Here is a 23,176-nt window from a genome sequence, read left to right as displayed (position 1 = left end):
TCCCGCTTCCGCGATTTCTGACTCCGCGATAGAAGTCCGCCATGATTTCGCGCTCAGATTCCTTCGACGTTATTGTCATCGGCGGCGGCCATGCCGGCTGCGAGGCTGCGAGCGCGGCCGCCCGGATGGGCGCCAAGACAGCGCTCGTCACCCACAGCTTTGCGACCGTAGGCGCGATGTCCTGCAATCCTGCGATTGGTGGTTTGGGCAAGGGACATTTGGTCCGTGAGGTCGATGCCCTCGATGGTTTGATGGGCAGGGTCGCCGATACCGGTGGGATCCAGTTTCGGATGCTGAACCGTCGCAAGGGTCCCGCCGTTCGCGGGCCGCGAGTCCAGGCGGACCGCAAACTCTATGCGGCGGCGATGCAGGCGGCGATTATCGAGACGGCCAATCTGAGCGTGATCGAAGGCGAGGCGGATGAGCTGGTTGTTTCGAATGGCCGTGTCACCGGCATTCGTCTCGGCGATGGCCGCGAACTTAGCTGTGGTGCCGTCGTCATCACCACCGGGACCTTCCTCCGTGGTCTGATCCATCTCGGCGAAAAGAACTGGCCTGCGGGGCGGGTCGGCGAGGCTCCGGCGATGGGTCTTTCGGCTTCCTTCGAGCGTGCCGGCTTTAAGCTCGGCCGTCTCAAGACCGGTACGCCGCCGCGGCTGGACGGCACGACCATCGACTGGTCCGCGGTCGAAATGCAGCCCGGCGACGATCCGCCGGAGCCGTTCTCGGTCATGACCGACCGCATTACGACCCCACAGATCCAGTGTGGGATCACCCGCACCACGCCGGCGACCCATGAGGTGATCCGGGCCAACGTTCATCGCTCTCCGATGTACTCCGGCCAGATCAAGAGCAGCGGCCCGCGCTATTGCCCTTCGATCGAAGACAAGATCGTCCGCTTTGGCGACCGCGACGGCCATCAGATCTTCCTGGAGCCGGAAGGCCTGGACGACTCCACCGTCTATCCCAACGGCATCTCGACCTCGCTTCCGGAAGAGGTGCAGCTTGCGATCCTCGCGACCATTCCCGGTCTCGAGCAGGTCAAGATGGTCCGCCCGGGCTATGCGATCGAGTATGACCATGTCGATCCGCGGGAGCTGGATCCGACATTGCAGGCCAAGCGGCTGCCGGGACTTTTCCTGGCCGGGCAGATCAACGGCACCACTGGCTATGAAGAGGCCGCTGCACAGGGAATTGTTGCGGGGCTGAATGCGGCACTGTCCGCCAGCGGCGGCGAGGCGATCGTTTTCGACCGGGCCGACGGCTATCTCGGCGTGATGATCGATGATCTCGTGACCCGCGGGATATCAGAACCGTATCGCATGTTCACTTCGCGGGCGGAGTATCGCCTGACGCTGCGGGCGGACAATGCCGACCAGCGGCTGACCGACAAGGGGATCGCACTGGGCTGTGTGGGGCAGGCGCGTTCGCAGCGCCACGGCGCCAAGATGACGGCACTCGAGGCCGCGAAGTCGCTGGCGAAGTCGCTGACGATCACCCCCAACGAAGCCGGCAAGCACGGCCTGGCGCTGAACCGCGACGGCCATCGGCGTTCGGCGTTTGAACTCCTCGCCTATCCGGAGATCGAATGGTCCGCGCTGCAGGGTATCTGGCCGGAGCTATCGGTCATTGACCCAGCGATCGCCGTCCACCTCGAGATCGATGCCAAATACGACGTCTATCTGAAGCGCCAGACCGCCGATGTCGACGCCTTCCGGCGCGATGAGGGCCTGGTTCTGACCGACATCGATTATTCCGACGTGCCGGGCCTTTCCAATGAGGCGCGCTCAAAGCTTGAGGCGGCGCGGCCGCGGACCGTAGGGCAGGCGGGGCGGCTGGATGGTTTGACGCCAGCCGCGCTCGGTATCCTGGCGGCATATCTGCGACGTGAAGCCCGGCGGAAGACTTCGAGGGCGACGGCGTAAAACGTTTCACGTGAAACGCGACCTCGCGGGTCGTCATTGCGAGGAGCGTAGCGACGAAGCAATCCACCCATCCGTTTTGCTGCGCGATGGATTGCTTCGCTTCGCTCGCAATGACAGCCTCTGCACGATCGGCACTACGAATCGTAAAGCGACCCAACAAGCACCATTCATGAGCTCCACCTCCGACAAAACCGCCGCCCTCGCCCTCACCCCTGTTTCACGTGAAACAGAGGCGCGGCTGGATCGCTATGTCGATCTGCTCCGGGAGTGGCAGGCCAAAACAAACCTGGTGGCGCCGTCGACTCTTCCACATCTCTGGACCCGCCATATCGCCGACTCGTTGCAGCTGCTGAGCTTGGCCCCCACTGCAACGAGGTGGGTCGATCTCGGCAGCGGCGGCGGCTTTCCCGGCGTGGTGCTCGCCTGCGCTTTGGCGGAGACGCCGGGCGCCAATATTCAACTGGTCGAACGCAACGCCAAGAAAGCCGCGTTCCTGCGCGAAGCAATTCGTGTGACTTCGGCGGCAGGGACCGTGCATCTCGCTGACATCGGGGATATCGTGGATAGAATCGCCGGTCCTGTCGATTGCGTCACTGCGCGGGCGCTGGCTCCGTTACATCAGCTCATCGGTTTCGCGGAACCGCTGATAGGAAAGGGCGCGAAAGCGTTATTTCTCAAGGGCCAAGATGTAGAGGCTGAATTGACCGAAGCCACTAAATATTGGAATATTAAGCCGCAACTTCACTCCAGCCGCACGGGCGGACAAGGCTGGATCGTCGAACTCGACCGCATCGAGCGACGTAAAATTTCCGCGATGGGCACCGGGTATGACCGTGATTGATCAAATATATCAAGAAGATAAAGCGCCTACTCCGGCGGGCCATCCGCGCATCTTGTCGCTTGCCAACCAGAAGGGCGGCGTCGGAAAAACTACCACCGCGATCAATCTTGGCACCGCACTCGCTGCGATTGGCGAGCGCGTGCTGATCGTCGATCTCGATCCCCAGGGCAACGCCTCCACCGGCCTCGGCATCGACCGCCGCAACCGCAACTGCTCGACCTACGACGTGCTGATCGGCGAAGCCCCGCTGCGCGAAGCTGTCGTTGTGACCGCGGTGCCGCGCCTGCATATCGCGGCTTCCACCATGGACTTGTCGGGTCTCGAATTGGAGCTGGGCACGACGCCCGGTCGGGCCTTCCGCCTGCGCGATGCCATCGCCGCGCTGAACAACGATGCAGCGCCCGGCGCCGATTACACCTATGTGCTGATCGACTGCCCGCCGTCGCTCAACCTTCTCACCGTCAATGCGATGGCGGCTTCCGACGCGATCCTGGTGCCGCTGCAGTGCGAGTTCTTCGCGCTCGAAGGTCTGTCGCAATTGCTGCAGACCGTGGAGCAGGTGCGCTCGACGTTGAATCCGAACCTGTCGATCCACGGCATCGTGCTGACCATGTTCGACTCGCGCAACAATTTGTCGAACCAGGTCGTCGCCGACGTCCGGCAGTTCATGGGCGCCAAGGTCTACAACACCATGATCCCGCGCAACGTGCGCATTTCAGAGGCGCCGTCCTACGGCAAACCGGTCTTGGTTTACGATCTCAAATGCGTCGGCAGCGATGCGTATCTGAAACTCGCAACCGAAGTGATCCAGCGCGAGCGCGAGCTGCGAACGCATTAGCGCCGAATCGTAGGATGGGTAGAGCGCAGCGAAACCCATCGCACCACGACGAGCTTGATGGGTTTCGCTACGCTCTACCCATCCTACAAGAAAAACAGTTTCTAATTCCGGAGTAAGTTGCGTGAATCCAAGGGAGCTGGCGATGGCCGACGAAGCGCGTTCGCGATTGGGCCGCGGTCTTGCAAGTCTGATCGGCGATGTCGGCGGCGAGGCCGCGCACGTCGAACGCCCGCGCAATCAGCGCAAGGTGCCGATCGAATTTCTAAAGGCAAATCCGCGCAACCCGCGCCGGACGTTTGCCGATGCCGAACTCGGTGAACTCGCTGCGTCCGTCAAGCAGCATGGCGTGATCCAGCCGATCGTGGTGCGACCGGTGAAGGGCGTTGCCGATCGCTACGAGATCATCGCCGGCGAACGCCGCTGGCGCGCCTCGCAGCTGGCCGGGCTGCATGAAGTGCCGATCGTGCCGATCGAGGTCAGCGACAGCGACGCGCTCGAGATCATGATCATCGAGAACGTGCAGCGCGAAGACCTCAACGCGATGGAAGAGGCGCAGGGTTATCACGCGCTCGCGGAAGAATTCAAACGCAGCCAGGAAGAGATCGCCAAGGAAGTCGGCAAGAGCCGCAGCCATGTCGCCAACATGATGCGGCTGACGAAGCTGCCGGCGGAAGTGCAGGCCCTCATCTCCACGGGCGAGTTGTCGGCCGGGCACGCGCGTGCGCTGATCGGTGTGCCCGATCCGCTTGCCTCCGCAAAGCGTATCGTTGCCGAAGGTCTCAACGTCCGTCAGGCCGAAGCGCTGGCGCATGAAGAAGGCGTGCCGGAACGCAAGCCGCAGAAAGCCCGCAGCAGCGGCGGCAAGACCAAGGACCCCGATACGATAGCGTTGGAGAAACGCGTCAGCGACGCGCTCGGGCTGGCCGTCACCGTGAACCACCGCGATCCCGGCGGCAGCGTGCAGATCAGCTACCGCAACCTCGAACAGCTCGACGAAGTGATGCGGCGGCTGGCGAATGGCGGTTGATGTTTCTTAACCTCGCCCCGCTTGCGGGGAGAGGTCGGCGCGTAGCGCCGGGTGAGGGGGTACCGGTCTTTCAGCGATCATCAGCGTTCGCGGATAGAAGTGCCCCTCACCCCAACCCTCTAAGAGCGAGCATAGCTCGTCTCGACCCCGCAAGAGCGGGGCGAGGGAGCGAGAGACCACCTGCGATTATCCCCGCCGCTTCGCATTCACCGCGATCGACAGCAGCGTGCGTTGCGCGATCGCTGCCGCCAGCGTGGCCTGTTTGCGCATGTCGAATGCGGCGGTCGCGAGCTGGTCGATAATCGCGACCAGACGCGCGGCGCTGAAATTCCGCAATGCTACTTCAACCGCGCCCTTGCGCGAAAAATGCAGCCGCGGATACCCGCTCTCCAGCAATGTCGAGACCGGCGTGCCCTCGGCCACCGCAAGCGCCGATTTGTGCAGCCATGCGGCCTGGCGCTGTGCGGCCGAAATGATCACGCCGGGATAGGTGCCGGCGATCATGGCTTTGGCGAATTCGCTTTCGACCAGATCAGGCTTCCCCGCAAACGCGCCGTCGACGATCGGATCGAGCTTCAGCTCGGATGCGTCGGCGACAACAGCCATCACGTCGTCGATCGACACCTCGCCCTGGCCGTGGGCATAGAGCGCCAGCTTGCGCAATTCGTTGCGCGAGGCCTGCCGGTCGCCGCCGAGCAGTGCGGTCAGCACCGCGCGGGCATCGGGCGCGATGCGCAGGTTGGACGGCCGCAATTCGTCATCGATCAGCTTGGCGAGGTCGCGTTCGGTATCGGGATAGCAGGCGATCGCGACCGCGGTCTTGGCGCGCTCGCAGGCCTTGCGCAGCGGCGATTCCGGCCGGAGCTCGCCAGCCTCGATCACGATGCGGCAATCCTTGAGCGGCATCTCCGCCAGCGTGTCGATACCGGCAGCAAAACTGCGTGAGCCGGCACGCACGCGGATGGCGCGGCGGCCGCCGAACAGCGGCACCGTCATCGCTTCATCGACCAGCCGCGACGGCTCGGCCGACAGCTCGTCGCCGTCCAGCCGCACCATTGAGAACGGATCGTTGGGATCGTCGACGGCGGACGCCAGCAATGCGTCGGCGCGTTCACGCACCATGCCGGCGTCAGGGCCGTACAGCAGAATGATGGGACGGCCGGAATCAGGCCGGGCGAGAAAAGCGTCGATTTCTTTTCCGCGAAGCGCGACCAATTTCGGGATCAGCTTCCAGCGACGAAGAACGACGCCAGCCGTGTCTGGATGTTCTCGGCGATCTCGTTGGCGGAGCGATCCTCGGCGTCGCGGAAGGCGCGGGCGCGGGCGAAACGCTGCAGCTGGCCCGGGATGTCGTAGGACACGCGGGAGAAGGTCGTGCCGGTCATGACAGATTTGTTCGTCGCCAGATCGATCAGATTGTACTGCGCATCGATGCCGTAATTCTCGCTCGACGGCAGCGCGGTGGTCGGATCGAGCATCAGCGACGAGCGGCTGGTGGAGAACCGCAGCACCAGCCGGTGGGTCGGCGGCATGCCGGTCGCATTGCCATAAAGCTTGAACGCCAGCTGGTTGCGGATTTCGACCTGAATGCGGGCCTCACGGGAGGCGTTGTTCTTGTCGACGGGCGGGATTTCAACGCCCATCAGCTTTTCGCGCAGGCCGGGCAAGCCGTCGGCGCGTTCGGCATACATCGGCTGAAAACAGCCGGCCGTCAGCGCCGCCAGAGCGACAACGGCCAGCAGCCGAGCGGCGATCCGGGTCCTAGCCAACGACATTCACGATCCTCATGGGAACAACAATCACCTTGCGGACGGCCTTGCCGTCCAAGGCCAGTTTTACCGCATCAAGGGCCAGAACGGCAGCCTCAATTTCCGGATTTTGGGCGCCCCGTGGCACGGTTACATCACCCCGTTTTTTGCCATTGACCTGAACCACCAGCGTCACCGTGTCTTCAACCAGCAAATCGCGTTCGATTTGGGGCCAATTGGCCTCCGAAATCAGCCCGGATTGCCCCAATACCGTCCAGCACTCCTCGGCCAGATGGGGCATCATGGGCGCGAACAGTTGAACAAGGATGACCGCGGCCTCCCGGACTGACCAGGCCAGGTCCGGCGCCGGCTGCCCCTCGCGCGCCAGCACCTCGGCCAGCGCATTGGTGAATTCGCGGATATGGGCGAGGCAGACGTTGAAATGCAGCCGCTCGATGCCGTTCGAGACCTTGTCAAGCGCGCCATGGGCCGCCTTGCGCAAGCCCAGCGCGTCGTCGCCGAACGAGGCCGGCCGGGCGGCCGGGGCCGCCTTGGCGATCTCGGCTGATTCGTTGACCAACCGCCACAGCCGCTGAACGAAGCGCGAGGCGCCCTGCACGCGCTCGTCGCTCCAGATCACGTCGCGATCGGGCGGTGAGTCCGACAGCATGAACCAGCGCGCGACGTCGGCGCCATAGGTCGCGATGATGTCGTCGGGGTCGACGGTGTTCTTCTTCGACTTCGACATCTTCTCGATCGCGCCGATGGCGACCTCTTCACCCGTCGTCAGCAGCAGGGCGCGCTTGCCATTGCCGCCGGTCTCAACTTTCACTTCGGCGGGCGTGACGTAGGAGCCATCGGCCTTCTGGTAAGTCTCGTGCACCACCATGCCCTGCGTGAACATGCCGGCGAACGGCTCGTCCATGGCGATGTGGCCGGTCGCCTTCATCGCGCGGGTGAAGAAGCGGCTATACAGCAGATGCAGGATCGCGTGCTCGACACCGCCGATATACTGGTCGATCGGCAACATCCGGTTCACGACATCAGGCGTGGTCGGCGCGTTCTCGTTCCAGGGATCGGTGAAGCGCGCGAAATACCAGGACGAATCCACGAAGGTGTCCATGGTGTCGGTTTCGCGCTGGGCCTTGCCACCGCATTTCGGGCAGGCGACGTGCTTCCAGGTCGGATGATGGTCGAGCGCGTTGCCGGGCTTGTCGAAGGTGACATCTTCCGGCAGCACCACCGGCAGGTCCGCGTCCGGCACCGGCACCACGTCGCATTTCGGGCAGTGGATCACCGGGATCGGACAACCCCAATAGCGCTGGCGCGAAATGCCCCAGTCGCGCAGGCGGAAATTGACCTGCCGCTCACCGACCGGCATGTTGCCGCGCAGTTCGCTTTCCAGCCGCTTTGCGACCTCTTCCTTGGCCTGCTCGATGGTCATGCCGTCGAGGAAGCGCGAATTGATCATGCGGCCGTCACCGTCATAGGCGGTGTCGGTGATCACGAACGTCTTCGGGTCCTGGCCTTCCGGACACACGACGGGCGTGACGCCGAGCGCATATTTATTGACGAAATCGAGGTCGCGCTGGTCGTGCCCGGGGCAGCCGAAGATCGCGCCGGTGCCGTATTCCATCAGCACGAAGTTGGCGACATAGACCGGCAGCTTCCAGTTCGGGTCGAACGGATGCGCCGCGCGGATGCCGGTGTCGAAACCCTGCTTCTCCGCGGTGTCGATGATTTCCTGGGCGGTGCCGATGCGTTTGACCTCGGCGATGAATTCCGCGAGCTTCGGATTCTTCGCTGCCGCCGCGATCGCCAGCGGATGGTCGGCCGCGATCGCCATGAATTTGGCGCCGAACAGCGTGTCGGGCCGCGTCGTGAAAATCTTCAGCTCGCTCTCGCCGGCCGGCGTCGTTGCCGGATCCAGCGCGAAACGCACCAGGAGGCCCTCGGAGCGGCCGATCCAGTTGCGCTGCATCAGCCGCACCTTGTCGGGCCAGCGGTCCAGCCCGTCCAGGGCGTCCAGCAGTTCCTGCGAGTATTTCGTGATCTTGAAGACCCACTGGCTCATCTCGCGCTGTTCGACCACGGCGCCGGAACGCCAGCCGCGGCCGTCGATCACCTGCTCGTTGGCAAGCACGGTCATGTCGACCGGGTCCCAGTTGAGCTTGCGCTTCTCGCGCTCGGCGAGACCGGCGCGCAGCATGTCGAGAAACATCTTCTGCTGATGCTTGTAATAGCTGGGGTCGCAGGTCGCGAACTCCCGGCTCCAGTCGAGCGACAGTCCGATCGACTGGAGCTGCTTCTTCATCGCGGCGATGTTGTCGTAGGTCCAGGCCTTGGGCGCGACCTTGCGCTCGATCGCGGCGTTTTCGGCCGGCAGCCCGAACGCGTCCCAGCCCATCGGGTGCAGCACGTTGAACCCCTTGGCGCGCATGAACCGCGCCAGCACGTCGCCCAGCGTGTAGTTGCGGACATGCCCGATATGGATGCGCCCGGACGGGTAGGGGAACATCTCGAGGACGTAATATTTCGGCCGGGAATCATCGTTTTTGGAGGCGAAGATCGCCTTCTGGTCCCACTGGCGTTGCCAGCGCGGCTCGGAGTCACGGGCGTTATAGCGTTCGGAGGTCATGGAATCGCTGGACTTTTATGGATTCGGGGCCGTCTAAAAGACGGCGGACTAGGCCACAAAAGCGGTTGCGGGGTCAACGGGTTGGCGCAGATCGGCAGGCCCCCTTGGGGCTTCTGGAGCCGCATTCCGGCGGGCCGGTTGAGGGGCATTTAACGAATTCATGGGAACCTGCCTATGAAAAGAGCACCAATTCACCGGTAGGAAGCCATCAAAGCCGTGACCGCGGGATTCGACGAGCTCGATTTCGAGTACGCGACGTCGGTCGCTGAAACGGCCATGCGCTCGATGGCCGAGCATCGCGTGCCGCCGACGCCGAACAATTTCCATGTCTGGTTCAATTATACGCTCGGCACGCCGCCGGTGCTGAAGCGGGCGATCGATATCCTGATCGGCAACAAGCGCAAGTTCGACGCCCAGACCAATCGCGAGATCCATGAGAGCTATATCGGGTCGAAAGCCACCGACGAGGCAGTGGCCTATGAAGTTTCCCAGCAATTGCATTCGGTGATGGCGTCGGCCAAGCAGTTCCTGACCACGGCGATTGCCGACAACCGCACGCAAATGGCTGCCATCAACGATGTCACCGAGCGCACCGAGGCCGGCGTCGATCCCAAGCTGCTGATCGAGAGCCTGATGAGCGAACTCGCCAAGGCGACGACGCGCGCCACCAAGCTCGAAGTCAGCTTCGTCGAGAAATCACGCGAACTGGCCACGATCCGCGATTCCCTGATCAAGTCCGAGGAGCGGGCCAAGACCGACACGCTGACCGGCCTGCCGAACCGCCGGGCGCTGGAGGAGTTCTTCCGCAAGGCTCAGCTCGCGGCGATGGAACAGGACGATCCGGTGAGTGCGCTTCTGATCGATATCGATCACTTCAAGCGCTTCAACGACGAGTTCGGCCATGGGGTCGGCGACCAGGTGCTGCGCCTGATGGCGAAGGTGTTGCGCGAGGCCGTGCGGGACATCGATTTGCCGGCGCGCTACGGCGGCGAGGAGCTGATCGTCATCCTGCCGAACGCCGGCCTGACGACGGCTGCCACGATCGCGGAACGCATCCGGCGCCTGGTTGCCGAATGCCACATCTCCCGCCGTTCGACCGGCGAAGCGCTGCCCGGTATCACCATCTCGATCGGCGTGGCGCAGTTTCAGGCCGGCGAATCGATGTCCGACCTGATCGAGCGCTGCGACCGCGCGCTCTATCAGGCCAAGAAGACCGGCCGCAACCGGGTCGTCACCGAGGCCGAACTCGTGCCTGAGCAGCGGGCAACGGCCTAACCCGCCAGTGCCATCCCGGCCTGATCTACCATCCGCGCAAAGCCATGCTCGACCACGGTGTTGCGGCCGCGGTGTTTGGCGGCGTAGAGGGCGGCATCGGCGGCCTCGATCAGGTCGCCCGGGCGCTGCGCGTCGTTCGGCAGCGTGCTGGCTACACCGATGCTCACGGTGACGGTGTGATGGCTGCTGGTGTGGTGCGGTATTTTCAGGCCCAGCACCGCGGTGCGCACCCTCTCGCCGATCGCCAGTGCTTTGAGCGAATCGGTGTTCGGCAGCAGCAGGCAGAATTCCTCGCCGCCATAGCGGCCGGCGAAGCCCATGGTGTCGGCGGCGATACCGGCCAGCGTTTCGCCGAGCCTGGTCAGGCAGGCGTCGCCCTCGGGGTGGCCATAGGTGTCGTTGTAGAGCTTGAAGTGATCGACATCGATCATCAGCAGCGACAATTGGCTATTGTATTGCTGCGCCTTCATCCACTCGAAATCCAGACGGCTCTGAAAGCCGCGGCGGTTGGCAAGGCCCGACAGCATGTCGATCGATGCGATCACGGTGAGGCGGTCGTTGTTGGCGAGGAGTTCGCGCTCGCGCTGGCTGAGCTGGGCGGCCATCGCGTTGAAGGCCCGCGCCAGCGGCATGAATTCAGCAGGCAGTCTGTTGCGCGCGACGCGCGCCGACCGGTCGCCTTCGCCGAATCGCTTGGCCATGCCGGTCATCACCTCGATCGGGTTGATGATCAGCTTTTCCGCGCCGATCAGCGCGCCCAGCAGCACGAACAGGCAGACAAACCCCAATTGAAGATAGGCGTTGCGGATCTCGCGATTGATCGCTTCGGTCACCCTGGTTTCGTCGATGCTGACGATCAGGCGGGATTGCGTTCCGGAAATGCGGGAGAAACTGATCGTGCGATTTGAGCCGTCGGATGCAGTGAACGAAAGCGAGCCGGTCGGTGCGTCCGAGCTCAAGGCCTTCTCCGCCGCGGCGGACATCAGCGGCACCGAATCCAGCGGCCGGCCGATCATGCTGGTCTGATCGGTGGGCGCGGCGAGGACGACGCCGGCGCTGTCGACCAGCAACGACGAAATTCCGGGCCGTCCGCCGAGATTGGTCATGATCTTCGACAGCCAGTCGATATTGATGCCGGCAACGACGACGGCATCTTCCTCCGGATTGATGGCAGACACCGGATAGGCCGCCATCATCATCGGCCGGCCATTTGTTTTGCCGAACAGGTAGTCGCTGAAAACGAAGTCGCGGCTTGCCTGCGCCTTCCTGAAATATTCGCGGTCGCCGATTTGCAGTCCCACCTGAATGTTCAAGGTCGAGCACTGCACGAGGCCGTCCTTGGACGCGATCATGATGCTGCGGATCCAGGGCAGGTTGCTCGGCAGGCTGGCGCGCAGGATTTCGCAACTGCGACCGATGCCGCTGGAGGCGCGGATATAGGCCGCCGATTTCAGCATCGTCTCGACGGAGGAGACGACTTCGCGCTGGGTATCGGCGCTGTGCTGGGCGATGTTGAGGAATTCTTCGGTGGCAAGGGCGATTTGCTTGGAACGGGCATGCTCGAGCGAACGGACGCGTTCCAGCATCAAGGGCGCCACCAGGATCAACGCCAGCAGCACCAGCCGCGTCCGGATCCCCAGAAGCTTCTTGAGTTTCACTCGGTTGCGGTTGAAAATAACGCTAGACATATTGGCCCCTACCCCGCGTGGCAGGGTAAAGCGAAGGATTCAAAAAGCCCTTCCCGAACTTGGTAAAATCCAAGGAAATCCCGTAAATGTACGAGCCACAATTCAGATGACGCCTCCGACGACCAGCTCGCTAACAGAACCTTTACCTAGCGGTCTTGCTACCGTGGAGCGGGACATCGCGCGCGCTTGCAAGGAAGCGCGCCGCGATCGGGCGACGGTACAATTGATCGCGGTGTCCAAGACGTTCGACGCGTCGGCGATTTCGCCCATTATCGACGCCGGACAGCGCGTATTCGGCGAGAATCGCGTGCAGGAAGCCAAAGCGAAATGGCCTGGGTTAATGTCCGCTTACCAGGGGCTGGCGCTGCATCTGATCGGGCCGCTGCAATCCAACAAGGCGAAAGAGGCCGTGGCGTTGTTCGACGCCATTCATTCTGTCGACCGCCCGAGCATTTGCGAAGCGTTAGCCAAGGAAATCAATTCCCAGAAAAAGCAGCCGGAATTGTTCGTCCAGCTCAACACCGGCGAGGAGCCGCAAAAGGCCGGCGTCGCGCCTGGCGAGGCCGATGCGTTCATTGCGAGCTGCCGGGAGAAATATGGCCTGCCGATTTCCGGATTGATGTGCATTCCACCGGTCGACCAGGCGCCGGCACCGCATTTCGCACTGACCGCAAAGATCGCCGCGCGCAACGGCTTGAAGAGTCTGTCGATGGGCATGAGCGCCGACTTTGCGATCGCGATCCAGTTCGGCGCCACGCATATCCGCGTCGGCTCGGCGATTTTCGGGCATCGCTGAGGCCGGGTGCACCGCTTGCGTCATTGCGAGCGAAGCGAAGCAATCCATAGCGCGGCATAGCGGATAGATGGATTGCTTCGTCGCTTACGCTCCTCGCAATGACGTGGAGAGCCTACTCGAACCCTACCGACACTTTTCCCAGCACACCGAAATCGACCGCGCAGAAATCGCCCGCCTGGATCGGCAGCGGTGGATGGCAGGTGCCTGTGGTGACGACCCGGCCCGCCTTCAGCGTCACGCCGAGCTGGCGCAATTCGTTGGCGAGCCAGGTCAGCGCCAGCCGGGGATCGCCGAGTACATTCTTGCCATGACCGATGAATTGCTGGCCGCGCAGCGTGGTGACAGGTCGTTCCTCGACCAGATCGCGCGTACGCCAGTCCGCCGTTGTGGCCGGGCCGAGCACGAACAGATGCGCGCAGGCGTTGTCGGCGATGATCTGGGCGTCGCCGGCGCTGACGAAATCCGAAAAGCGCGAATCCGGAATCTCGATCGCCGGATGCAGCGTGTCCACGGCATCGAGCACCTGGCTCACCGTGTAGGGCGTCGATCGCGACGGCAGGTCCGCGCGCATGCGAAACGCGAATTCCGGCTCGGCAACGCGCATTTCGTTGCCGGCCATCGACGCCGTGCCGCCGTCAGGGATCACGGTCTCAGCGAGAATACGTCCGGCCATCGGACCGTCGACATTGATGTGTTTCTGCCCGGCCTCGCTGGTGGCCGCGATCTTCCAGCCGAACAGATGGGCCGTCGAAAATCTCTCGATCGCGGCCTGGATCGCATACGCCTCGAAGCGGTCCTGGGGACGCAGCCAGGCCTCGAGTGCGTCAAGCTTGGTGCCGGCGCGCCAATGGTCGCGCAACGTCTGCGATGCCGACGCAATCTGATGTCTGTCCTGCATAATCCCCGCATCCTGAAATGAAGTTCATCCAATAACAATTTTGGTTTGCGGCCCCATCCGCCGCAGCAACCGCAGCATCGCAGATTTTGTCATCGAAACGCAGCCTGCGGTCGCCGAAAAATTCGTGCGCGCCAGATGCAGGAACACCGCGCTGCCGCGGCCGGCAATACGCGGCGCGCTGTTGTGATCGATCTCGACGATGAAGTCGTAGAGGTGATCGTCGCGTGTGAGACGGTCGCCGGCCTGGTCGCGCATGAGCCGTATCGGCTGGTTGTAGTGGCGGTCCTTCGGGTCTTCGCACCAGCCGTCCTCGGGCCGGATTGGCCGGACCGGCAGAAAGGTTGGGGGGCGCGAGTGGCGGTCGGCGCGCCACCATAATTGCAGTGGCCGGTAGGTGCCCCGCGGGGTGCCGCCATCGCCTTCGCGCTTGTTGGCGAGGATGCCGCCGCGGCCAAGTGCCACCGGGACGGTCCACCCGTCCGCCGTCAGCCAGCCCCGGCGCGGGTCCCCGGCGGCGCGGTGAACCCTGATCGCCGAGAGCGGCCGATCACGCGCTTCTGTCTCATAAGTGATTGAAAAATTGGTGTTTCCCATGCCAAACGTCCAAATCCTGGGGTTGCGTCCCCGGCCGCAATTGCTCTATTTGACGCCCATTACAGGACATTCATCCAACAGCCCCTCGAATCTGGGATACACTGCGGTTCGCCTTGTGAAATTGTAACAATCTCCTACCTGATTCCGTACCCGATGACCGAGGTTCGCCCGCGAACCAGTTTCGTCATCGACCAACCGACCAAGACCGGCTTGAGACGCTCCCACTTGTGTCCGCCGCCTGCCTCTAGAGGATCGTACCTATGGCCAATGCCCGCAAGATCCTGATCGTGGATGACGATACCGATCTGCGCGACACGCTGGTCGAGCAATTATCACTGCATGAGGAGTTCGAAGCCTCCGCGGTCGATACCGGCGCCAAGGGCGCCAGCGCCGCCAAGGCCAATTCGCCCGATCTGGTGCTGATGGATGTCGGCCTGCCCGATACCGACGGCCGCGAAGTGGTCCGCTCCCTGCGCAAGGGGGGCTTCAAGGCGCCGATCATCATGCTGACCGGCCACGACACCGATTCGGATACCATTCTGGGCCTCGAATCCGGCGCCAATGACTACGTGGCAAAACCGTTCCGGTTCGCCGTGCTGCTGGCCCGGATCCGGGCGCAGCTGCGCCAGCACGAGGCCAGCGAGGACGCGGTGTTCTCCGTCGGCCCCTACAGCTTCCGCCCCGGCTCCAAGATGCTGACCGGCGCCAACGCCCGGAAGGTGCGGCTGACCGAGAAGGAAACCGCGATCCTGCGCTTCCTGTACCGGGCCGGCCAGATGCCGGTGTCGCGCGAGACGCTGCTGCAGGAAGTCTGGGGCTATAATTCGGGTGTCACCACCCACACCCTGGAAACCCACATCTACCGGCTGCGGCAGAAGATCGAGAAGGATGCCGCCAATCCGGAGATCCTGGTCACGGAAGCCGGTGGCTACAAGCTGGTGCCGTGATACGATTCGCCCCACGAATCGTACCTCCCTGGGCATCACCGGTTCCGTATGTCGATCGAAGATGATGTAGCTCTGCTCGAGCGCGTCCCGACACTGCGCCTGTTGGGAACGACGGCGCTGCGCATGCTGGCGATCGGCTCCGAGCAGCGCGAATTCGGCCGCGGCGACCAGTTGTTCAACACCGGCGACCAGGCGGACGCGGGCTATATCGTGCAGCGCGGCGCGTTCCGGGTCGAGGACGGCGGCGCTGAAGTCCTCGCAGGCCCCGGTGCCCTGATCGGTGAGCTGGCGCTGATCGTGGCGATGAAGCGGCCGTCGAGCGCGATCGCGATCGAAAACTCCACCGTGATCCGGGTGTCGCGCAGTCTGTTTCAGCGCGTGCTCGAGAGCGACCCTGCCGCGGCGCGGGCGCTGCGCGACGAACTCGCCACCCGCACCAGCCAGCTTGCCAGCGATATTCTGATGGCCGGCGCCAAGCTCAGCACCTAGTCGCAATCACACCTCCAGTGTCACCGTAACCGGCACGTGATCCGACGGCCGCTCCCAGCCGCGGGCATCGCGGGTGATGCGGAAATCGCTGATGCCATCCTTCAGCGCGCGCGAAACCCAGATGTGGTCGAGCCTGCGGCCGCGGTCGCCGACGGTCCAGTCGGCGGCGCGGTAGCTCCACCACGTGTAGACCTTCTCCGACATCGGGATGCGCTCGCGCGCGACGTCGAACCATTCGCCATGGGCCTGCGCCGCCAGCAGCTTTTCGCATTCGATCGGGGTGTGCGAGACGACCTTTAGCAGCTGCTTGTGCGACCACACGTCGTTCTCATGCGGCGCCACGTTGAGGTCGCCGACCAGGATATGCCGGTCGTCGCCGCGCGGATGCAGCGGTTCGCAGGCTTTCATCTCGTCGAGAAATTTCAGCTTGTGATCGAATTTCGGATTGAGCGCGGGGTCGGGGATGTCGCCGCCGGCGGGGACGTAGAAATTATGCAGCACCAGCGGCTTTGCGAGCTGGGCCTTTTCGCCGAACGCCACCGAGATGTGCCGCGAATCGATGTTGTCGCAGAAGGTGCGGATATCCTTGGTCTCGAACGGCAGTTTCGAGACGATGGCGACGCCGTGATAGCCCTTCTGCCCGTTCAGCGCGACGTGCTCATAGCCGAGGCGCTTGAAGCGCTTCAGCGGGAAGGCATCGTCGATGCATTTGGTCTCCTGCAGGCAGAGCACATCAGGCCGTACCGATTTGAGGAATTTGGCGACGATGTCGATGCGCAGGCGAACCGAGTTGATATTCCACGTTGTCAGGGAAAAACGCATGCGGGCCCGAAATGAAAAAGACGTGCGGTTGATGACGCATGTCCTTCGCGCCTAATCAAGAATGTTTAGCCTGGCGGCACCGAATAGTTGGTGAAATCGATCTTGAACAGGCCGGGATCGACCTTCTTCGACGTATCCAGATTATAGACCGCGACCGTGGTGTCGTAGCCCTGCGGGTCGGTTACGGTCCATTGCTTGAGCTGGCCGTCCTTGGTGCCGACCATCAGCATCAGCCGGCTGGTGCCGATCAGCGCCTGCTTCTCCTCGATGGTGACGCTGATGAAGACGTCATCGGCGGTGACGCTGACGACGTTGGTATCCTTGAGCAGATCGATACGGTCCGACAGCAGGAACCGGAGCGGCGTCTGCGACAACGGATAGATGTCCTGGGTCGCGAGCTTCTTGTCGCGCACGGCGAGCGAGGATCCGTCGGCAACGATCGCGATCTGGCTCGGCGCGTCATACTCGAAGCGCACCTTGCCCGGCTTCTGGATCACGAAGTCGCCCTTGGTCTTGCTGCCGTCCGGCCCGACCTGGACGAAATTTCCGACCAGCGTCTGCAGCGACGACAGATACGAACTCACCTTGGCGGCCTGCGCCTTCTGGTTGGCATCGAAGGTCGCGAAAATATTGGCGGGCACATTGCGATTTGGATCGGGGATGACCGGGTTCGGCGGCGCTTGCATCGCCCCCGCCTTCGGCGGCGCCTGGGTCGCACCTGTCGTCGCCGGACCCTTTTGCGAATCCTGCGCGCTCAGCTGCACGCCGCCGTCGCGGGCCTTGGGTGCGGGCTTTGGGACCGGAACGTTCTGCGAAAAGCCTGATGTCGCTGCGCCGGCAACGGACATGGCGATCACAAGCGCCAGTCCGTAACGGACGCCGCGATGGGTAGAGTAGTGTGTCATCAGATATTTCGAATCTCTATTCAACGGATCGTCCCACTGCCGGTGGTTTTATCGCGCTTTCGACCAAAGGAGATATCGTTTTTCCGTGAGAATTATTACGCCAAATTCAATTCGTTAGTGGGCCTACTCGATTGAAATCGCTCTAGAAACCGCTCTCTTCTTCCTCGACCAGAATTTCGCGTTTGCCGGCGTGGTTGGCCTGGCCGACGATGCCTTCGAGTTCCATCCGCTCCATCAATGACGCCGCGCGGTTGTAGCCTATTTGCAGCCGGCGTTGAATGTAGGATGTCGAGGCCTTGCGGTCGCGCTTGACGATCGCCACGGCCTGCTGGAACAGGTCGCCGCCGCCGTCACCGCCCATGCCGGTGGAATCGAACACAGCGCCGTCTTCACCCTCGGCAGGTTCTTCCGCCGTAACGGCTTCGAGATATTCCGGCTGGCCCTGCGTCTTGAGATGGCGCACTACCTTTTCGACTTCCTCGTCGGAGGCGAACGGGCCGTGCACGCGGCTGATGCGGCCGCCGCCGGCCATATAGAGCATATCGCCCTGGCCGAGCAGTTGCTCGGCGCCCATCTCGCCGAGAATGGTGCGGCTGTCGATTTTCGACGTGACCTGAAACGCGATGCGGGTCGGGAAGTTCGCCTTGATGGTACCGGTGATGACGTCGACCGAGGGACGCTGCGTGGCGAGGATCACGTGGAGGCCCGCGGCGCGCGCCATCTGCGCCAGCCGCTGCACCGCGCCTTCGATGTCCTTGCCGGCGACCATCATCAGGTCGGCCATTTCGTCGACGATGATGACGATGTAGGGCAGCGGTTCGAGATCGAGCTTTTCGTCCTCGTAGATCGCCTTGCCGGTTTCCTTGTCGAAGCCGGTGTGCACCGTGCGCGTCAGCTCCTCGCCCTTGCCCTTGGCTTCGACGAGACGCTGGTTGTAGCCATCGATGTTGCGGACGCCGAGCTTGGACATCTTCTTGTAGCGCTCTTCCATCTCGCGCACCGCCCATTTCAGCGCGACCACGGCCTTCTTCGGGTCGGTCACGACGGGCGTCAGCAGATGCGGGATGCCGTCATAGACGGAGAGTTCGAGCATTTTGGGATCGACCATGATCAGCCGGCACTGATCCGGCCGCAGCCGGTAGACCAGGCTGAGGATCATGGTGTTGATGGCGACCGATTTGCCGGAGCCGGTGGTGCCGGCGATCAGCATATGCGGCGTGCGCGCCAGGTCGATGATGATGGATTCGCCGCCGATATTCTTGCCGAGGCAGAGCGGCAGCTTGGCGTGCGACTCGTCCTTCAGCGACAGCAGCTCGCGCAGATAGACCTTTTCGCGGTGCGCGTTCGGCAATTCGATGCCGATGGCGTTGCGGCCGGCCACCACGGCGACGCGTGCCGACAGCGCGCTCATCGAGCGGGCGATGTCGTCGGCGAGGCCGATGACGCGCGAGGATTTGATGCCGGGCGCGGGCTCGAGTTCGTACAGCGTCACGACAGGGCCGGGATTGGCCTTGACGATCTCGCCGCGGACGCCGAAGTCGCCGAGCACGCCTTCCAGCGCGCGCGAATTGGCTTCCAGTTCGCTCTTGCTGAGCGGCTGGCGATCGGATGCCTTTGGTGCCGTGAGCATCGAGACCGCGGGCAGTTCGAACTTGTCTTTGCGTGTCGATGCTTTTGGCGCTGCTGCCTTCTTGCGCGGGGCGCGGGCGACCGGGGCTTCCTCTTCCTCGTCTTCTTCCTCTTCCTCGTGCTCGTCTTCTTCCTCTGCTTGCGGGGCAATCGACGGCGCCGTCCGGCCTCCGAGACTGGGCTCCTGCCGTTCGAACGAGGCGGTACGGGGCTGCGGCGCGCTTGCGACCAGTGAACGGTAGGCCGTCGACATCAGCCAGCCGAGCCGGGCCTTGGCGCTCATCAGGGCATGATAGACCCAGCCGAGCGAGACCGAGCTGCGATCGCGCTCTTCCTCGAACGGCGCGTCATCGTCCTCGATCGGTGTCAGCTCTTCGTCGTCGCGCGGACGCGAACCCCAGCCGCTTGCAAACAGGAAGGTGGCGCACATCGCCGCGAACAGGATGATGCCGAGCACCAGCCGGTAGATGAAGCCGGCGGGCCCGAAGATTATGGCCGGCGCGCGCACCAGCGCGTCGCCGACGACGCCGCCAAGCCCGGTCGGCAGCGGCCATGCGCCGCCATGCGGCCAGCAGCTGGCAACGCCTGCCGCAATGATGGTGCAGAGGATCCAGCAGGCGAGCCGCAACGCCTCGCGGTCGAAGGTGCGATGGGTCAGCATTCGCCAGCCCCACACCGCGACGGGCAGGATCAGCATGATCGCGCCAAGGCCGAGAATCTGCATCAACAGATCGGCGCCGATCGCGCCGGGATATCCGAGGACGTTGCGGATCGCCCGCGAGGTCGCGTGGCTCAAACTTGGATCCTGCACCGACCACGTCATCAGCGCGGCGGCGGCGACGCCGGAGATCGCGATCAGGCACAGGCCTGCGACCTCCCGCAGGCGCCGCGCCAGCGCGTCGCGGATCGAGGCCGGCAGATGGCCGACCAGGGGAATGACACGTTCGATCGCTGGCATGCTCATGGGGCCCTGCGATTAAGCCAAAGTTTCGACCAGGCGGTGCAACGCCTCGGCCGTTGATTCACTGTCCGATACCAGCGCCAGGCGGATATAGCCGGCGCCGGGATTGCTGCCGTCGTTTTGCGGGCGTGACAAATAGGTTCCGGGGATCACGCGCACGCCGGCATCGCGATAGAGCTGCACCGTTGCAGCCTCGTCGCCGCCACGGTCCGACACATCGAGCCAGACGCAGAAGCCGCCGGCAGGCCTGGCATAGCCGTAGCGATTGCCGAGGATCTGATCCGCGAGATCGAACTTGATGCGATAGAGCCGGCGGTTTTCCTCGACATGCGCCTCGTCGCTATAGGCGGCGACCGCGACGTGCTGCAGCGGCACCGGCACCTGCGGGGCGGCGACGTTGCGCAGCTCGTGAAACACGCTGAGAAATTTCTTGTCGCCGGCCGCGAAGCCGACGCGCATGCCCGGCAGGTTCGAGCGCTTCGACAGCGATTGAAACGCCACGACGTTGCTGAAATCGGATCCTGCGCATTCGAGCACGCTGCCCGGCGCCTGTTTGGTGTAGATTTCCGAATAGCACTCGTCGCTCAGGATCATGAAGCCGTAGCGATCGGCGAGTTGCACCAGACGGGTGAAGTAGTCGCGCGAGGCGACGGACCCTTGCGGATTGGCCGGCGAGGCGATGAACATCGCAACCGTGCGCGCCAGCGTTGCCTCATCGAGCGCATCGAGATCCGGCAGGAAGCCGTTGGCGAGTGTGGTCGGCAGATAGATCGGTTCGCAATTGGCGGCACGCGCGCCGGCGCCATAGGCCGGATAGAACGGGTTCGGCATCAGGATCGCCGGCCGGCCCTTGCGGGGGCCGACATAGCGCGCGGCCGTGATCGCGGCGAAGAACAGCCCTTCGCGGCTGCCGTTCAGCACCAGAATTTCGCTCTCGGGATCCATCGCCCGGGGCAGTTGGAACCGGGCCGAGAGCCAGTTCGCGACCGCCCGGCGGAACGGCTCGATCCCCTTGGCGATGGGGTAGCGGCCGAAATCGGCGATGTGCTTGGCCAGCACCGGCCCGACGAAGTTCGGGACAGGATGCTGCGGCTCGCCTAATGACAACGCGATCAATGGCTTACCGGGTTGGTAGGGCGCCAGAAGCTCAGCGGTCCGCAGAAACGGCGAACGTTCGGCCTGACCGGCAGCGGGGACACTGCCGGCGCCCTGCGCCACGCCGGAAGAGGCGGTCATTGCCATGTCTAAAACGCCAGCACTTTCAATAGCGGTCGGGGGACGGGTGGAGCGACCGGTAACGGATCAGACCACCATAGATACGGCGAGGTTAAGACGCGATTAACCATCGGCGCCAGCGTCGATTTTGGTTGGGTTTTGGATATACATACGGCTCCCGCTCATCCCAAATCCGTCATCCTGAGGTGCGAGCCCTTGCTCGCGCCTCAGGATGACGGGTAGACACATATGTCCGCGTTCTCGCGACGCATTGCGCCCGAGGTTTGCCAGAAACTTCCCGCCCTCTCGTAAGAGGGCGCAGGGAAGACCGGGTGCGCGCTGCACCCGCGGTCCCGTGTGCGATTTGCACTAAAAAGCTGCACACGAGCATACAGGGCAGCGGAGAACACCCGGCCTTCCCTGCGCAATGGCTTTACGGCTTATGCCGTGATCTCCCCGGAGACGAGTTCTTGGTTGACTCCGTCGCTGCCGTTCAGCTCTCGCCTACCCGACAGCTTGACACCTGCAACGGGTGCCAGGACCACACGGTTTTGCCGTACGCTTATCCACGCCGTCGTCTCAGCGTAAACCAGCGTCCACCGCAACCCGTCCAACGTCCGTGACGACGGCCGACGCCCTTCTGAGGAGGACGGGATGGGCGAATATATGCCCCTGATTTGTGTTCTGGTAAACAGAAATATTTTTTATTTTGTGGCTTGACACGAATTGCGAAAAACAGAACTGATTTGCCCGTCGTGTTGTTTTTGTCACAGCTAAGCGTCATTGCGAGGAGCGAAGCGACGAAGCAATCCACAATCGCTATGACGCGCTATGGATTGCTTCGCTTCGCTCGCAATGACGATGCTGGAACACCTACCGCTGCGGCAACCGCTCGAAACTCGGCATGCCCTCGGGAATGTGGTGGAAGGGCTGCTTGTCGACTGTGTAGATGGCGATCTGCGGCGTGATCAAAGCGGGGTTATCGAGGGTTCCGACCTTCACCACCACGACCGGCCGCTGCGGCCGCGTCACCATATGCGTGCCGCATTCGGCGCAGAATTCGCGTGTCACCGGCTTCTCAAGGTCCTTGCGTGAAAATTGCTTCGGCCCACCTTTAGTGTACTTGAAGCCGTCGGGCGGCATCACAACGAACATATTGGGCGAGCCGCCGGTAACGTACTGGCATTCGCGGCAATGACATTGCGCCTGCATCATCGGCTCGCCTTCGGCCACATAGCGCACAGCGCCGCAATAGCATCCGCCTTCGAGTTTCATGACGTCCTCCCGGTTATCGTTGCGGTCAATTCTGCGCTGCGTGCCGAATTTGGCAATGCTTTTTTAGCTCTGGTTTCTGTTCCATCGTGATTTCTGCCATTCCCGGATTAGTTTGTGCACGACGACGAAGGCGAGTCTGCTGGCAGGAGCATGGGATGGACGAGAACGGTTTCTGGAAAATCGTGCAGCGTGCGCACGATAGTTCAGGTGGCGACATGGATCAGAAATGCGACGCGCTGCGTCAGCAAATCGCCGCTCTTCCACGGGACGAAGCGCTCGAGTTTGCGCGGTTGTTCAATGAAAAGATGGACCAGGCTTATGACTGGCCGCTGTGGGGCGCGGCTTACGTCATCAATGGCGGCTGCAGCGACGATACCTTCTCCGATTTTCGCGCCGCATTGATTTCCCGGGGACGTCAGGCGTTCAAGCGCGCGCTGTCGGATCCGGACTCACTGGCGGACGACGGCTTTGATGAATTGGACTGGTTCTACGAAGGCTATCAATACGCCGTCACCGATGGCGTCGAAGCGGTTGCCGGCAATCTACCGCAGCGGAGTGCGCCGGCTCAGCCTTCCGGAACCGAGTGGCAGGAGGACAAGGTATACGACCTGTTTCCGAAACTCAGCGCGAAGTTTGGATGAAGCGCGTTTGTACGAATCGTGCGC

At 63.0% G+C, this 23,176-nt stretch carries 20 protein-coding genes; 9 read left to right on the top strand and 11 right to left on the bottom strand.

Translation table 11 applies throughout. The features are described 5' to 3' along the window. The first annotated feature begins 41 nt into the window (after positions 1-41). The 4 genes from mnmG (at position 42) to JQ575_RS03615 (ending at position 4,631) form a co-directional block, all read left to right on the top strand. Positions 42-1,925, top strand: a complete 1,884-nt coding sequence (gene mnmG / locus JQ575_RS03630; RefSeq protein ID WP_212031922.1) for a tRNA uridine-5-carboxymethylaminomethyl(34) synthesis enzyme MnmG — start codon at positions 42-44, stop codon at positions 1,923-1,925. Between the two features lie 169 nt (positions 1,926-2,094). Continuing rightward, on the top strand, positions 2,095-2,766 hold the full coding sequence (rsmG, locus tag JQ575_RS03625) for a 16S rRNA (guanine(527)-N(7))-methyltransferase RsmG (RefSeq protein WP_212032112.1): 672 nt from the start codon (positions 2,095-2,097) through the stop codon (positions 2,764-2,766). Next, positions 2,753-3,604 (top strand): ParA family protein, encoded by an 852-nt coding sequence (locus tag JQ575_RS03620; RefSeq protein ID WP_212031921.1) that lies wholly within the window; start codon positions 2,753-2,755, stop codon positions 3,602-3,604. Before rsmG ends, JQ575_RS03620 begins: the two co-directional genes overlap by 14 nt. A gap of 142 nt (positions 3,605-3,746) precedes the next feature. Continuing rightward, complete coding sequence (locus JQ575_RS03615) at positions 3,747-4,631, top strand: ParB/RepB/Spo0J family partition protein (RefSeq protein WP_212031920.1); 885 nt, start codon at positions 3,747-3,749, stop codon at positions 4,629-4,631. Positions 4,632-4,817: 186 nt separating this feature from the next. Here the strand turns inward: JQ575_RS03615 and holA are convergent, their stop codons facing one another. The 3 genes from holA to leuS are packed head-to-tail and all read right to left on the bottom strand — an operon-like array spanning position 4,818 to position 9,017. After that, positions 4,818-5,846, bottom strand: a complete 1,029-nt coding sequence (holA, locus tag JQ575_RS03610; RefSeq protein ID WP_212031919.1) for a DNA polymerase III subunit delta — start codon at positions 5,844-5,846, stop codon at positions 4,818-4,820. Between the two features lie 8 nt (positions 5,847-5,854). Further along, positions 5,855-6,406: an LPS assembly lipoprotein LptE gene (gene lptE / locus JQ575_RS03605; protein WP_212031918.1), complete on the bottom strand. Its 552-nt coding sequence runs from the start codon at positions 6,404-6,406 to the stop codon at positions 5,855-5,857. Further along, positions 6,393-9,017, bottom strand: a complete 2,625-nt coding sequence (gene leuS, locus JQ575_RS03600; protein ID WP_212031917.1) for a leucine--tRNA ligase — start codon at positions 9,015-9,017, stop codon at positions 6,393-6,395. The genes lptE and leuS overlap by 14 nt, the downstream gene beginning before the upstream one ends. 285 nt (positions 9,018-9,302) lie before the next feature. Between leuS and JQ575_RS03595 the strand changes: the two genes are divergently transcribed. Next, positions 9,303-10,292: a GGDEF domain-containing protein gene (locus JQ575_RS03595; protein ID WP_212032111.1), complete on the top strand. Its 990-nt coding sequence runs from the start codon at positions 9,303-9,305 to the stop codon at positions 10,290-10,292. Here the strand turns inward: JQ575_RS03595 and JQ575_RS03590 are convergent. Further along, positions 10,289-11,980, bottom strand: a complete 1,692-nt coding sequence (locus JQ575_RS03590) for a diguanylate cyclase domain-containing protein (protein ID WP_212031916.1) — start codon at positions 11,978-11,980, stop codon at positions 10,289-10,291. The two genes, JQ575_RS03595 and JQ575_RS03590, sit on opposite strands and share 4 nt — an antisense overlap. Before the next feature lie 106 nt (positions 11,981-12,086). Between JQ575_RS03590 and JQ575_RS03585 the strand changes: the two genes are divergently transcribed. Further along, a complete protein-coding gene (locus JQ575_RS03585; RefSeq protein ID WP_212031915.1) occupies positions 12,087-12,776 on the top strand; it encodes a YggS family pyridoxal phosphate-dependent enzyme in 690 nt (229 codons plus the stop codon). A gap of 112 nt (positions 12,777-12,888) precedes the next feature. Here the strand turns inward: JQ575_RS03585 and JQ575_RS03580 are convergent, their stop codons facing one another. Beyond that, positions 12,889-13,674 carry a 2-keto-4-pentenoate hydratase gene (locus JQ575_RS03580; RefSeq protein ID WP_212031914.1) on the bottom strand — a complete coding sequence of 262 codons (786 nt, stop codon included), beginning with the start codon at positions 13,672-13,674 and terminating at the stop codon, positions 12,889-12,891. Positions 13,675-13,698: 24 nt separating this feature from the next. After that, positions 13,699-14,268 carry a L,D-transpeptidase gene (locus JQ575_RS03575; RefSeq protein WP_212031913.1) on the bottom strand — a complete coding sequence of 190 codons (570 nt, stop codon included), beginning with the start codon at positions 14,266-14,268 and terminating at the stop codon, positions 13,699-13,701. A 260-nt stretch (positions 14,269-14,528) separates the two neighbouring features. On the opposite strand from JQ575_RS03575, the gene JQ575_RS03570 reads away from it, so the two are divergent. Further along, the gene (locus tag JQ575_RS03570) at positions 14,529-15,215 is read left to right on the top strand and encodes a response regulator transcription factor (RefSeq protein WP_044539278.1); all 687 of its coding nucleotides are present in this window, start codon (positions 14,529-14,531) and stop codon (positions 15,213-15,215) included. Positions 15,216-15,263: 48 nt separating this feature from the next. Beyond that, the gene (locus JQ575_RS03565; RefSeq protein WP_212031912.1) at positions 15,264-15,704 is read left to right on the top strand and encodes a Crp/Fnr family transcriptional regulator; all 441 of its coding nucleotides are present in this window, start codon (positions 15,264-15,266) and stop codon (positions 15,702-15,704) included. 6 nt (positions 15,705-15,710) lie between these two features. Here the strand turns inward: JQ575_RS03565 and JQ575_RS03560 are convergent, their stop codons facing one another. The 5 genes from JQ575_RS03560 to JQ575_RS03540 form a co-directional block, all read right to left on the bottom strand. Beyond that, on the bottom strand, positions 15,711-16,526 hold the full coding sequence (locus JQ575_RS03560) for an exodeoxyribonuclease III (protein WP_212031911.1): 816 nt from the start codon (positions 16,524-16,526) through the stop codon (positions 15,711-15,713). A 65-nt stretch (positions 16,527-16,591) separates the two neighbouring features. Next, positions 16,592-17,374, bottom strand: coding sequence for an outer membrane lipoprotein carrier protein LolA (locus JQ575_RS03555; RefSeq protein WP_249166434.1), 783 nt, complete (start codon positions 17,372-17,374; stop codon positions 16,592-16,594). 199 nt (positions 17,375-17,573) lie between these two features. After that, a complete protein-coding gene (locus JQ575_RS03550; protein WP_212031909.1) occupies positions 17,574-20,024 on the bottom strand; it encodes a DNA translocase FtsK in 2,451 nt (816 codons plus the stop codon). A 12-nt stretch (positions 20,025-20,036) separates the two neighbouring features. After that, positions 20,037-21,263, bottom strand: a complete 1,227-nt coding sequence (locus JQ575_RS03545) for an aminotransferase class I/II-fold pyridoxal phosphate-dependent enzyme (protein ID WP_212031908.1) — start codon at positions 21,261-21,263, stop codon at positions 20,037-20,039. An 846-nt stretch (positions 21,264-22,109) separates the two neighbouring features. Continuing rightward, positions 22,110-22,511 carry a GFA family protein gene (locus tag JQ575_RS03540; protein WP_212031907.1) on the bottom strand — a complete coding sequence of 134 codons (402 nt, stop codon included), beginning with the start codon at positions 22,509-22,511 and terminating at the stop codon, positions 22,110-22,112. Between the two features lie 155 nt (positions 22,512-22,666). On the opposite strand from JQ575_RS03540, the gene JQ575_RS03535 reads away from it, so the two are divergent. Further along, complete coding sequence (locus JQ575_RS03535) at positions 22,667-23,152, top strand: DUF4240 domain-containing protein (RefSeq protein ID WP_212031906.1); 486 nt, start codon at positions 22,667-22,669, stop codon at positions 23,150-23,152. The last annotated feature ends 24 nt before the right edge of the window (positions 23,153-23,176 follow it).

It is taken from the genome of Bradyrhizobium sp. JYMT SZCCT0428, assembly GCF_018131075.1.
Classification (GTDB): domain Bacteria; phylum Pseudomonadota; class Alphaproteobacteria; order Rhizobiales; family Xanthobacteraceae; genus Bradyrhizobium.
Note: the sequence above shows the minus strand (reverse complement) of the source record. Positions and strands in the feature narration are given on the sequence as shown.